At 36.1% G+C, this 13,503-nt stretch carries 6 protein-coding genes; 5 read left to right on the top strand and 1 reads right to left on the bottom strand.

The genetic code is table 11. The annotated features are described in order from the left end of the window. The first annotated feature begins 12 nt into the window (after positions 1-12). Complete coding sequence (locus tag ACPDHL_RS13610) at positions 13-1,017, top strand: hypothetical protein (RefSeq protein WP_430533300.1); 1,005 nt, start codon at positions 13-15, stop codon at positions 1,015-1,017. Next, positions 977-3,280, top strand: a complete 2,304-nt coding sequence (locus ACPDHL_RS13605; protein ID WP_430533299.1) for a hypothetical protein — start codon at positions 977-979, stop codon at positions 3,278-3,280. The genes ACPDHL_RS13610 and ACPDHL_RS13605 overlap by 41 nt, the downstream gene beginning before the upstream one ends. 74 nt (positions 3,281-3,354) lie before the next feature. On the opposite strand, the gene ACPDHL_RS13600 is transcribed toward ACPDHL_RS13605, so the two are convergent. Further along, positions 3,355-3,585, bottom strand: coding sequence for a hypothetical protein (locus ACPDHL_RS13600; RefSeq protein WP_182626182.1), 231 nt, complete (start codon positions 3,583-3,585; stop codon positions 3,355-3,357). Between the two features lie 564 nt (positions 3,586-4,149). On the opposite strand from ACPDHL_RS13600, the gene ACPDHL_RS13595 reads away from it, so the two are divergent. From ACPDHL_RS13595 to ACPDHL_RS13585, 3 genes are all read left to right on the top strand, one after another. After that, positions 4,150-9,252, top strand: a complete 5,103-nt coding sequence (locus tag ACPDHL_RS13595) for a translocation/assembly module TamB domain-containing protein (RefSeq protein ID WP_430533298.1) — start codon at positions 4,150-4,152, stop codon at positions 9,250-9,252. Beyond that, positions 9,230-11,545, top strand: coding sequence for a BamA/TamA family outer membrane protein (locus tag ACPDHL_RS13590; protein WP_430533297.1), 2,316 nt, complete (start codon positions 9,230-9,232; stop codon positions 11,543-11,545). Before ACPDHL_RS13595 ends, ACPDHL_RS13590 begins: the two co-directional genes overlap by 23 nt. 505 nt (positions 11,546-12,050) lie before the next feature. After that, positions 12,051-13,436: a sigma-54-dependent transcriptional regulator gene (locus tag ACPDHL_RS13585; RefSeq protein WP_430533296.1), complete on the top strand. Its 1,386-nt coding sequence runs from the start codon at positions 12,051-12,053 to the stop codon at positions 13,434-13,436. Positions 13,437-13,503 lie beyond the last annotated feature (67 nt).

Here is a 13,503-nt window from a genome sequence, read left to right as displayed (position 1 = left end):
TGTGAAAATGCTATGAAAAAAATACTATTGGGAATACTACTCATGCTTGTGATATCCTGTGTGAATACGTCAACGAAGACAAATCCCAAACTTTCTTTTTACTATTGGAAAACGAGTTTCCTCTTGGATCAAGTTGAACGGGAAACCCTGCAAAATTTAGCCGTGAATAAGTTGTACATACGCTATTTTGATGTGGGACTAAAAAACGGAACAGCGGTTCCCATTTCACCAATTGTATTTAAAGATACCGTACCTCAACTAGAAGTGGTTCCCGTTATTTACATCAAGAATGAAGTGGTTCTCTCCGATAAATTAGATGTTAAAAAACTGGCAAATCAAGTGGTCGATTTTGTGCTTCAAATCAATGAACATAACAATATCGATTGCCAAGAGATTCAAATCGATTGCGATTGGTCCTTGACGAGTAAGGATCGCTTTTTTTCGCTATTGGAGCAATTGCGCAAAGAAACAGACATGAAAATTTCAGCAACCATCCGTTTGCATCAGGTGAAATATGCAGCCAAAACGGGGGTGCCTCCTGTAGATCGTGGGGTGTTGATGCATTACAATATGGGGCGTATTGCCAGTGATTCTCTGAATTCTATTTACGATCGCACGATCGCACAAAAGTATCATAGTGGATTAAAGGATTATCCGTTGCACTTGGATTATGCTTTGCCTATTTATTCTTGGGTTGTTCACAGTAGAAACGATCAAGTTATTCGATTGGTTAGCCGTTTGCGTGTATCGGATTTAAAAGAACAAGAAGCATTAGCACAACAAAGTGGCAGTCAGTTTGTTGTCAAACGAGAAGCTAGTATGTTTGGTTTTGTCTTTCAAAAAGGAGATCACTTAAAAGTAGAGAGTGTTTCAGCCGAACAGCTAAAAGAAATGATCACCGACTTATATCAAGCCAGTGGAACCTGCCCCAATGAAATAATACTATACGATTTGAATTCAAAAAATATCAATTACTATGATCAAGAAATCTTTAAAGAAATGGTACGTTGTAGGTAGTTTGTCCTTGATTTTAGGATCAGGCGTTTACACCTATGGATGTGCAGATGGCTGGTGGAGCTATTCGAGTATTTCTAATTTTACTCCCGAGGCTTTTGCCGATGAGTCTTACAAACCTCTATTTTTTGCTCCTTATGATCGTTTTTACAATGGAGGGTATATGGATAATGCCTCGATGTTTAACGAAGATATCGTCGAAGAATGGACGGCCTATTTACAAGGTAAAATAGACCGAGAGGACATTAAAAATTATGTATTAGCAAGTACTGAGCACGCAAGTGAGATCGATCAATTATACGCGAACTTAAATAGGAAACAAGTAAAAGGATGGAATCTAAAAGATGAAAGAGTAAAAAACTTTGTTACCTTTTTATATCAAGCCAAAGAAATTGAAGCCTATTCAAATGACAGCTACAGTTATTGGGACTACGAATCGTATGTGGCTAACGTGATGAATGAGCATCAGGCAGATAAGGTGGAAAAAGAATATAAAAGCCTCAAAAGCAAAGATGTATTCTACACCAACAGAATGTGGTTTCAGGTGATGAAAGCGAAATTCTATTCGACGAATCGCTCAAGTGTCGTTACGTTTTTTGAGCAAACAGCAGCAAAACAACCCAAAAATACGCTGTATTATAGAGGATTGAGCTATGTAGCAGGTGCTTACTACCAAGAGGGAGATTACGATCGTTCTAATGCCTTGTATGCTGAGGTTTTTAACGGAAGTCCTGCTTTGCGTCAAGTAGCGTTATACAACTATAAACCCATGGAAACCCAACGCGTAAAAACGGTGGTTTCAACGATTCCAACAAAAGAAGTACAAGCCGCTTTTTGGGCGATGCAAGGGTATTATAGCAATGCAATGGAAGCATTAAAAGAGGTCGTTGCTGTAGATAGTAAAAGTCCTCATGCCAATTTCTTGCTTACGCGATGGGTTAATGAACAAGAAGCTTCTGTTTTGAAGTTTAGAGAAGAATCATTCCAATCGAGTAAAGTTTATTTTGAGAGTTTAAAGAAAAAAATCGATCAACCAGGTTTAGACTGGGTGAAGAAAACAACACAAGAAGGCAAAGTAGATAATCCAGCCTTATGGCATATGGCTAGTGGTTATTTAGCTATTTTTCAAGGGCAATATAAGGAAGCAGATGTCGCCTTTGCGCAAGCAAAAAAAGAAGGAAAAGGCAATAAATTAGTAGACAATCAAATTCGCTTATTTGGATTAATCAATCAAGTGTCTCAAATTAAGAAAATAGATGCCAAAGCTGAACAAGCTATTTTAGCAGACATGCAGTGGATCTATAACGATATTATGCCAAATTCGAATTGGGAAGATCCATTTCGCTATGAGTACGCCCTCCATTGGATACGTCAATATTTGGCTGCCATCTACCAAGAACAAGGTAATAGTGTCATGAGTGAAATTGTATATTCAAACTTAGACTTCTATGGTAAAGTAGACCATACGGTGAACATGGAGAAATTCTTGTTGAGCAAGAATAAAACCAGTTTGGAACAGTTGATGGTCGATAAATACGAGTATAATTTAAGTGATATTTACGAAAGAAGAGCCATTAACTTGTTCTATCTTGATAAAATTGACGAGGCGATTGTTGAAATGAATAAGGCAGAACCTATACGTACCACTTCTTCTTATGATGGAGAAACCTATGAAAAAACGTATAAAAATACGGTATTGTTAGGAAATCCATTTAACGGTAAGATACAAGATTGTAATGATTGTGATCACAGGGCCAAACAGGCAGTGAAATACACAAAAATAGACTTCTTGCTCAAGATTAAAGAAATGCAGGATAAAATTGCAAAAGGAGATGATGTATTCAACAATGCATTATTAGTGGGAAATGCCTTTTATAACGGAACCTATTATGGAAATGCCCGTGTTTTTTATTACAATGCTTTAGTCAATGAATACGGCAATTCCATTTCTCCAGCTGAACGCAAGTATTTACTGAATATGAGCCAAGCGAAGAAGTACTATGCAATAGCGAAAAAAGCGGCAACAACAAAAGAACAAAAAGCCAAAATCGCTTATTTTGAAGCCAAAATAGAACGCAATGAATTCTATGCGAAAGAGTATCAAAATAAAGATTATTATTGGGGAGCAGGCTGGGATGATCCTATGTTTAAAAAATGGAAGGGGTTCCAAGAATTAGCAACCTTATATAGTGATACCAAATACTACCAAGAGGTTATAAATGAATGCGGTTATTTTAGAACGTATTTAGCCCAAAATAAAAAGTAATACAAAAGAAAAATCCAGCTTTGTTGAGCTGGATTTTTTTTTGTTTTCGTATCAATTAATAATTTGCAATTAGCTTAATTACAAACGATATTCATCGTTGTAAGTTTAAAATTTCTTAGAAATGCTTCGGGTGCATTTTCTAATTTTTCTAATTGATGCTTTGATAAAATGAAGTTACTAATAACCCAATTTTTTGTATCATAAAGCATAATTAATAGCTCCTCTTGCAATTGTTGAGCAGGAAGTTGAGTCATGTTTTGTTGCTTTTGCTCAATTCCTTCTTGATTGAAAAATAATTTTTTCATTTCGGCTACTTTTTAAGAACGACAATCAATTTTTGTAAGGGGCTTTGATTAATTTAAAATTTAAGTGTTGTTTTTGTTATTGTAAAATTACTAAAAAAATTTTTATTTTTAACGTAAAAACGTTAAAGTTTATAATTAGTTTCTTTTTATTTAAAAATGAATGGAGGTTTTTAAATAAAATACTTCATTTAATCCTTGATCAATACTGGGAATTTTAGAAGTTTTTCTACTAAAAAGAAAGACCAGAAAAAGAACATACTTTAACTTTTTTTTGGCGTTTAACCTTCGTTTTTTTGAGCCATTTTTAGCGAAAAAAAAAATACAAAGACAGAAATAAGGAGAAAAAAGTCTTGTATTGTAGAAAAGGAAGAGAGTGAAAGGGGAGTAGACGAAGCGTAAAAAGAGCATAAAAGAGGAAGCTTTATTACTAGGTGGACAAACTAGCCAACCTTTTGTTTTTTTCTCTATAATTGGGGCTCAAAACAAGAATATTTGTGAAAAATTAGTTATTCACACCCTTACATACGGTATGTTTTTGCTATTTTTGATTAAAAATAAAAGACTTTGAAGAAACTCCTTATTAGAATAGGTAAGATAGTGGGTTGGATTGTGTTTTCAATCCTTGTTTTGCTGATACTTTTAATTGTATTGGTGCAGATACCTTCGATTCAGAATACCCTAAAGGATAAGGCAATATCCTTTGTGGAACAGAAGATCGGAACTCCTGTAAAGTTGGATAAGATTGCAATCTCATTTCCAAAGAAAATTGTCGTAAAAGGACTTTATTTGGAGTCCCAAGAAAAAGACACCTTGGTTTATGTGAAACATTTAGGGGTTGATATTGGATTATTTGGATTGTTGAATAATAAAATTAATGTTGGTGCTGTTGATTTAGATGGACTAAAAGCAACAGTAAAACGCGATAGCTTACAGCGTTTTAATTTTGATTATATTGTAGAAGCCTTTGCATCAGAAGAAGAAAAAGAAGATACACCTTCTTCGATGGCTGTTTCAGTAGGGCAGCTTAATTTAAGTAATATAGCCGTTACCTTTGATGACGCTTACGATGGGCATCATGTCAATTTTAAACTCAATCAATTTGTCACGCGTTTTAAAGATTTTGATTTAGAGCAGATGCGTTTCGCTCTTCCTAAAATTTCATCAGATGGTATCAATCTTGTATACCATAAGGCAAAACCAGCAGGAGAGCACTTAGAAGTAGCAGAAGAAAAGTCTGTCGAAAAAACGGATACAAAGAGTCAGCCTATTGATTTGAGTATTGGTGTATTGGAATTGACACAAACGCATTTGGACTATCAAAGTGCTGAAGATTATATCCAAGCTATGTTGGACTTGAACGATTTTAAATTGTCGTTGAATAAATTAGATATTGAAAAACAACAGATTGATATTGAGGATATTGTAGTAAATAAAACCAAGGCTGAAGTTACCTTCTTACCGCGTCCGCAACTAACACAATCCCAATCAGCTGCTGTTGTAAATCCCAATAGTTTAACGACAACAGAGCAAACAAGCTTGGGGTGGAATCTAGCGGTTCGCAACTTTGCGATCAAAGATTTTAATGCGAAGTATGATGATAATAACCAAAAGAAACTTCTAGAGGGATTAGATACCAATCACTTGGCTATTGAAGACTTAAATTTTAGTTTGAAAGACTTTCAGTACACAGATGCTGGATTAAATGGAAATTTGCAGCAGTTTGCCTTTAAGGAACAAAGTGGATTTACCCTAAATAACATCAAAGCGTACTTTCAATATGGCCAGCAGGCTTCCTTTGTAAAAAATCTGAGTATAGAAACGCCAAATACCCAATTCCATACGACAACAGTATTAAATTACAAAAGCTTAGCTAAGTTAACAGACGAATTGGGACAACTCTCTGCAGATGTTGTGATTTCCAATTCTCACTTGGGATTGAAAGATGCTTATCTTCTCATGCCTGACTTTTTCAAAGCCAATGGGTTAACAAAGCTAAACCAAGAAAAAATTGAGATTGAACTCATCGCCAAAGGATTAGTTAGTGATTTATCGATTGAAAAAATGTATGTGAACGTATTGGGTTCAACATTTATCAATGCTGAGGGGAAAATTCGAAATTTACCTGAAGTTGAAAAAGCCTATATCGATGTTGCTATCAAAGATTTTCAAACCACAGCTAAAGATATTTATACCTTGGCGCCACCCAATGTATTGCCTAACAATATTGAAATTCCCTCTTTAATCCGCTTTGTGGGAAAAGCAAAGGGAACACAGCAGGATATTGCAAGTACTTTCCACTTGAAAACAAGCTCAGGATCGATTGATTTTGATGGAGGATTTAACCAACGTATAAAAAACAAAGAAAAGTACTGGGGGAATCTAACCGTTGATCAGCTGAATGTAGGGCGAATCATTAAAAATGACTCCATCGGAAGCCTAAGTTTACAAGCTAAAATTGATGGAATGGGATTTGAACCTTTACATGCGCAGGCTAATGCATCCATTAAGCTTGAAAAAGCGGTTTTCAATGGCTATACGTATAAAGATATTCAATTGGAAGGTCATTTAGCAGATGGACACTATGAAGTACAAACGCAAAATGACGATCCTAATTTGAATTTTAATTTAGATGCTTCCGGAACATGGACGGATAAAGCACTTAGTTTACAGTTACTTGCTGACCTGAAACAAATTGATTTACATCAATTACACCTAAATGATGAACCCGCTATCCTCAAAGGGAAAATAGAAGTGGCAATGCCTAATATACTCCCAGATAGTCTTGTTGGAACAGCAACGATTCGAGATTTGAGTTTCAATGCATTAAGTCGATCTTTTGCTTTACAACCCATTGAATTTACCGCACAAGCGTCTCCTTCTTATCGCAAGATGAATCTCCATTCTCAAGTTCTAGATTTCGAAATGGAGGGGGATTATCTCTTAACAGAATTAGGCAATGCCCTGACTCAGACGATTCAAAAATACTACAGTGTAAGTGCGGAGGAGACTGTAAATAAAATGACGAATAAAGTAGAGCAGCAATCGGGGCCAACTGAAAAAGAAGTAGTAGCATCCGAAAAACAAAACTATTTTACGTATCAATTGCGCATTAAGAACGATCCTATTTTTCAAAAAATTGTCCCTGATCTAAAGGAAATTCAACCTATTGTTTTTGGAGGTACGTACAGACAAAAAGACGATTACCTCACGTTAAAAGGAGAAATTCCAGCTATACAATATGGGGATCTAATGATTGATTCCATCACCCTAGATGTTAAACCCAATGCATCTTCAGCTTTGTCTTACAAATTGGCCGTTCAGCGTATTTCGAATGCGTCTTTTGGAATTCGACGCATGGTGCTGGACGGCTTTGCCAAGGACAATAAAATTGACCTTAACTTTAAGCTACTCGATAGCCAAGAACAAATTAGTTATTTAGTTGGTGCTGAGCTGTTAGCCGGTATTGAACAACAGCGTATTCAGTTAAAAGAAAATGGATTTATTTTAGATTATGAACCGTGGATTGTCCATCCAGATAATCGCATTGTACTCAGCGATAAGGGGTTCTTTGCTAAAGATTTTGAACTGAGTTATCAAGGTAGCTTGATTCGCTTGGCTTCTGATGAAGAAAAAATGAATAGTCCACTGTCCGTGAAGTTTGAAGATTTTAGTATTGAAACCATAACTAAAATGATTCAAAAAGATAAGTTATTGGCTGCCGGTACGATTAACGGAGAGGTTCATTTAAAAGATTTAACGACCGATTTTCGCTTCGTATCCAATATAGATATCGCAGATTTAGCCGTTTATGAAATTGGCTTAGGAAATCTTCATATTGGTGTGGCGAATCAGTCCTTGAGCAAATATGGAGCAAATATCGTTTTAGAAGGGAAAGAAAATAAAATCCGATTGTTTGGAACCACCGATGTGGATCAACAAACCTTAGATTTAAAATTGGCCTTAGATAAATTCCAATTACAAGCCGTAGAGCATTTTAGTATGGGGAACCTCAGCGATGCCCAAGGCTACCTTTCGGGACAAATTGCCATTGGAGGAACGTATGATAAACCGTCTATTTTGGGAGCAATCGACTTTAATCAAATTGGTTTTCACGTGAATCCCATCAATGCCGATTTTAAAGATATCAATGAGAAAATAGCGTTTACTTCCCGTGGAATTGAACTGAATACGTTTAGTATTACCGATTCAGAGGGCAACTTATTGGTTATTGATGGACAAATTTTAACCCAAACCTATACTGATTTTAAATTTAACCTCGATATAAAAGCAGTCGATTTTAAAGCGGTTAGCTCAACAGCTAAGGACAATGATATGTATTATGGTACCTTGATTTTTGATTCTGACCTTAAAATCCGCGGAGATCTCAATACACCCAAAGTTTCAGGCCAAATAAAAGTAGGTAAGAAGACAGATTTTACGATGGTCATGCCACAAGAGGATCCTTCTATTGCTGATCGAGAAGGAATTGTAGAGTTTATTGATGAAGCGAGTTTGCGACAAGCGGAATTACTTAAATATCAAGACGATTTTAATCAATCTGCGCTAAAAGGAATGGATGTCTCTGTATCCATTATCGTGGATAAGGAAGCTACCTTTGCTATGATCATGGATAAGAGTAGTGGTGATAAAATTGTACTCAAAGGAGAAGGAGATATTGTTGGAGGAATTGATCCTTCGGGCAAAGTTTCGTTAACAGGACGATACGAGTTTTCAGAGGGCTCCTATGACCTGTCTTTTAATTTCATTAAACGTAAATTTTTGGTCGAAAAAGGAAGTTCAATCACCTTTGCAGGAGATCCAACCGATGCAATTCTCAACTTAACAGCAATTTATGAGACGAAAACAGCACCGATTGACTTGCTTCAAAATCAACTGTCAGGAATGACTCCGACCGAACAAAATAAATACAAACAACAGTTGCCATTTCAAGCTTTGCTGATGATGAAAGGCGAGTTGCTCAAACCAGAGATTTCGTTTGATATTCGATTGAAAGAAGGAATAACAAGCGCGTCAGGGGATGTGATTTCACTGACGAAATCCAAATTAGAACAAATTAAAGCCAATGAATCAGAATTAAATAAACAAGTGTTTGCGTTACTTTTATTGAATCACTTTATTGGAGATAATCCTTTTGAGAGTAGCATGGGAGGTTTAAGTGCCGGAACAATGGCACGTCAAAGTGTAAATCGCCTCTTGTCAGATCAATTGAATAATCTCGCTACGAACTTGATTCAAGGGGTGGAATTGAACTTTAATCTAGAATCAACCGAAGATTTTTCATCGGGAACGAGAGAAAATAGAACAGATTTAAATATTGCAGTTTCCAAGCGTTTGTTTTCAGATCGCTTGAAAGTAACAGTAGGAAGTAGTTTTGAAGTAGAAGGTAATCAAAGACAGAATGAACAAGCAACAAATATCGCAGGAGATATAGAGTTAGAATATGCTTTATCGAAAGATGGACGCTATTTGTTGCGTGTCTACCGCAAAAATCAATATGAAGTGGCGCTACAAGGGCAAGTGGTCGAAACAGGTGTAGGGTTTATTATTACAATGAGTTACGAGCATTTTAAAGAGCTATTTGAACGCTCGAAAGACAAAAGACAATTGAAAAAACAACTAAGAGATGAAGCTAAAAAAGAAGAGTAACGTTCTACTATTTACCTTAACTGGAATTGCAGGATTCTTTATAAGCTCGTGTAGTTCCACAAAGTATATAGAAGATGGAGAGGCTCTCTATACCAAAGGAGTCGTTGATATTGACGGAAATGAAGTGAATAAGGCCAAGAAAAAAGAGCTAGAAGAATCGCTAGAATCTCTGTTGCGTCCTGAACCCAATGCTTCATTTTTAGGGTTTAGACCCAAATTGTTTTTTTACAACTTAGGTGGTGATCCTGCCAAAACAAATAAAGTTAGACGTTGGTTTCGCAACTCCATGGGACAACCTCCTGTACTCTTTAGCCAAGTGGATATGGAGCACAACCAAGCCATTTTAGTCAATCGAATGGAAAATAACGGTTACTTTAATGTACAGGTTGACTATGATAGCATACAAGAAGGAGTAAAGAAAATAGGAGCAAAATATACCGTTCATCCTGGGGTGCAGTTTACTATTAATGATGTAACCTTTTTAAATGATTCTACGCCTTTACAACAAGCTATTTATGATGCAGGTAATCGATGGACGCGTCTGAGAAAAGATCATCCTTATAATCTCGATCAAATTAAAGAAGAACGTGTTCGCTTTGATAACTATGTAAAAAATAAGGGGTATTTTTACTTTAGCCCTGATAATCTATTGGTTCAGGTAGATAGTACAGTGGGAAACCACAAAGTCAATCTATTTGTAAAAGTAAAAGAAGATACGCCAGTATTAGCTACCAAGGCTTATACCATTAATAAGGTCTATATCTTTTCTGATTATTCACTCGCTGAAACGGATAGTAAACGCGATATACAAACCGCTACCTCGTATAAAGGTTTTGAAATTATCGATCCTAAAAATAAATTTAAACCCAGTATTTACGATCGTACGGTTTACTTAGAGGAAGGAGAACTATACAATCGAAACGATCACAATTTATCACTCAATCGCCTCGTGAATTTAGGTGTTTTTAAATATGTGAAAAACCAATTTGAATTAGTGGACTCTGTTCAAAATAAATTGGATGTTTACTATTTTCTAACACCAGATAGCCCCAAGTCGATTCGATTGGAGTTGTTGGGAAAAACAAATTCAGCCAGTTATAATGGAGCTGAGTTAAAAGTTAATTGGAGCCATAAGAATTTCTTCAAAGGAGCCGAGTTATTTTCTGTATCGGCCTATGGAGGTGCTGATTTTCAGATGTCATCTAAAAATAAGGGCTATAATGTATACAAAACGGGATTGGAAACGAGTTTAACCTGGCCGCGTTTGATCGCACCTTGGAATTTCCATTCTTCTAGTGGTTATATCCCCCGCACAAGAGCAACTTTAGGAGGAGAGTACTTAGAGCGAAGTAAGCTGTATTCCTTGACTTCATTCAAGGGATCTTGGGGATACCTATGGAAAGAAAACGTCAGAAAAGAACATCAGTTTAACGTATTGGAGGTGAATTATGTAACCCCTCAAAATATCACTGATTTGTATCGGGAAACTGCGGCGGGTAATCCTTCGTTGGAACGGGTGCTAGATAAGCAACTGATCTTTGGGCCGACCTATACCTATACGTATACCAATACGATGAATCAGTTTAAAAAGAATACGTTTTACTACCGTGGAGGACTTGATTTTTCAGGTAATATTACAGGGTTAATCATGGGAGCCAATGTAGATAAAGGAGAAGAAAAATCAATTTTAGGAGTGCCATTTAGCCAGTATTTCAAGACAGAGCACGATTTTAGGCACTATTTGAAATTGAGTAGAACATCCCAATTTGTGAGTCGCATTCATGCAGGAATTGGTTACGCCTATGGCAATTCTAAGAATCTGCCGTATACCAAACAGTTTTACGTTGGAGGGTCTAACAGTGTGCGCGCTTTCCGAGCGAGAACATTAGGACCAGGTAGTTTTAATCCCAATTCATTTGATGCAAAGTTTATTCCAGATCAATCAGGAGATTTGTTGTTTGAATTTAATTTCGAGTACCGCAAAAAATTAGTGAGTATTATTCACGGAGCTCTATTCCTTGATGGAGGGAATATCTGGAACTTAAATGAGGTCTCAGATCGACCAGGAGGGAAGTTCTCGGGTGATTTTTATAAAGAAATTGCCTTAGGAGCCGGTGCAGGTCTGCGATTTGATATTACTTTTTTAGTGGTGCGTTTTGACTTTGCCTTTCCTTTACGTGTGCCCTATAACGAACCAGGCGAACGTTGGGTAGTGAAAGATATTAATTTTGGCAGCGGAAAATGGAGAAAAGACAATTTGATGTTTAACCTAGCAATTGGGTATCCATTCTAATATTTGGGGAATATGTACCCACTTTGTGTTGTGGCATAGTAACCTTTCACAAAAGATGAAAAAAAATAAAACATATTCAAGTTGTTGATAAATAAGGTTTTATTTATTTATTGAATAGAAAATAATTTTTGGCACGCTTTTTTCTATATACTATAGCGTAAGGTGTTATACAAAAAAACAAATGAGTTGAGCAGTCAACTTTAATTGCTAGAAAAAGAAAATTAAGTGTTTGTTTTAAAAAAATTTTATTACCAAACGAGGTAATAGGTTAGATCGTTAGTAAGGTGAAGAAGAGAAATCTTCAGGTAAATAGGGAGCTTTGGCTCCCTTTTACTGTTTTTATCGGCACCCTCTCATCACCTCATCTTACAAAAACACCAACCAACTGTAAACCGTCAACCGTTAACTAATCCCTGTTATTGGTTAAAGTTTTATGACTTGTTAGTTTCTCAAAAATAATTATATTAAATTTGTCTTTAGCCCTTTAAAAAAAGACGGATAAAATATGAGTCATAAAGTTCTTGTTATAGACGATGATGTTCCATTTTGTGAGATGTTGAAAGCCTTTTTGACCAAAAAAGGTTTTGTTGTTATGAATGCTTTCAATTCCCAAGATGCAAAAAAAGCAATTGATGATACATGTTATGATATTGTATTAACAGATGTTAGGCTTCCTGATAGTGATGGAATCGAGCTATTAAAATACATCAAAGCAAAATGTATTACTTCCCAAGTGATTTTAATGACGGGTTATACCGAAATTAAGACTGCTGTAAATGCGATGAAATTAGGTGCTTTTGATTATGTGGCTAAACCGATTAATCCAGATGAGATTGTTTTAACAATCAAACAAGCCTTGGACAAGAAACAGAAAACAGAAGATAAGGCCCGTAAAGAACCAGCATCTTCTGCCGCTGGTCTCGTGCAATCGGAAGAAGAAATAGAAGAATACGTAAAAGGAGAAAGCAAAGTGTCGCTTCAACTCCAAGAATATATCGAATTAGTGGCTCCTACTAATATGTCCGTATTGATTATTGGAGATAGTGGTACAGGAAAAGAAAATATAGCTCATTCTATTCACCTTTTGAGTAAAAGAAGCAATAAACCCTATATTGCAGTTGATTGTGGAGCTATTCCAAAGGATTTAGCTTCTAGTGAGTTTTTTGGACACATCAAGGGATCTTTTACAGGAGCTGTTACAGATAAGATAGGACATTTCGAAGCAGCAAATGGTGGAACAATCTTTTTAGATGAGGTTGGAAATTTATCCTATGAAGTACAAATACAATTGTTGCGTGCACTTCAAGAAAGAAAAGTAAAACCTGTGGGTAGTAGCAATGAGATTGATGTGGATATTCGCGTGATTGCCGCTACCAATGAGGATTTGCCTAAAGCAGTACGAGAAGGAGAATTTAGGGAAGACCTATACCACAGACTGAATGAGTTTGGTATTGTTGCTCCAAGATTGACTGATCGTGGAAGCGATGTGCTTTCTTTTGCTAAACACTTTTTAAAACATTCCAATCAGGAGTTAGAAAAAAGGGTAAAAGGGTTTTCTAGCGAAGTAGAATGTATTTTCTTGACCTATGATTGGCCAGGGAACTTGCGTGAAATGAAAAATATCATCAAGCGTTCTGTACTTTTAACCAAGGGCGACTTTATTGAAAAAGAAGTCTTGCCAGATGAAATGTTTGCACCGAAACCCGTTGTTTCAGATAGTTCAGCTGAAGAAGAACGCGATTTGAAATTGTTTTCGTCTAAAAATGAAGAACAAGCAATACGAACGGCATTGGAAAAAGTGAAATTCAATAAGACTAAGGCTGCGCAATTGTTAGGAATTGACAGAAAAACGCTATACAATAAAATGAAGCTATACGATATTGAATTGTAATAGAAATAAAGATAAAATATAGAAGGCATCTAATTACCATTAGATGCCTTCTATATTTTACTCCAGT

Source organism: Myroides sp. C15-4, from assembly GCF_050522745.1.
GTDB lineage: Bacteria > Bacteroidota > Bacteroidia > Flavobacteriales > Flavobacteriaceae > Flavobacterium.
Note: the sequence above shows the minus strand (reverse complement) of the source record. Positions and strands in the feature narration are given on the sequence as shown.

Excerpts from the sequence above, each read along its gene's own strand:
- ACPDHL_RS13610 (WP_430533300.1), top strand. The coding sequence starts at position 13 with ATGAAAAAAATACTATTGGGAATACTACTCATGCTTGTGATATCCTGT.
- ACPDHL_RS13590 (WP_430533297.1), top strand. The coding sequence starts at position 9,230 with ATGAAGCTAAAAAAGAAGAGTAACGTTCTACTATTTACCTTAACTGGA.
- ACPDHL_RS13600 (WP_182626182.1), bottom strand. The coding sequence starts at position 3,585 with ATGAAAAAATTATTTTTCAATCAAGAAGGAATTGAGCAAAAGCAACAA.
- ACPDHL_RS13585 (WP_430533296.1), top strand. The coding sequence starts at position 12,051 with ATGAGTCATAAAGTTCTTGTTATAGACGATGATGTTCCATTTTGTGAG.
- ACPDHL_RS13605 (WP_430533299.1), top strand. The coding sequence starts at position 977 with ATGATCAAGAAATCTTTAAAGAAATGGTACGTTGTAGGTAGTTTGTCC.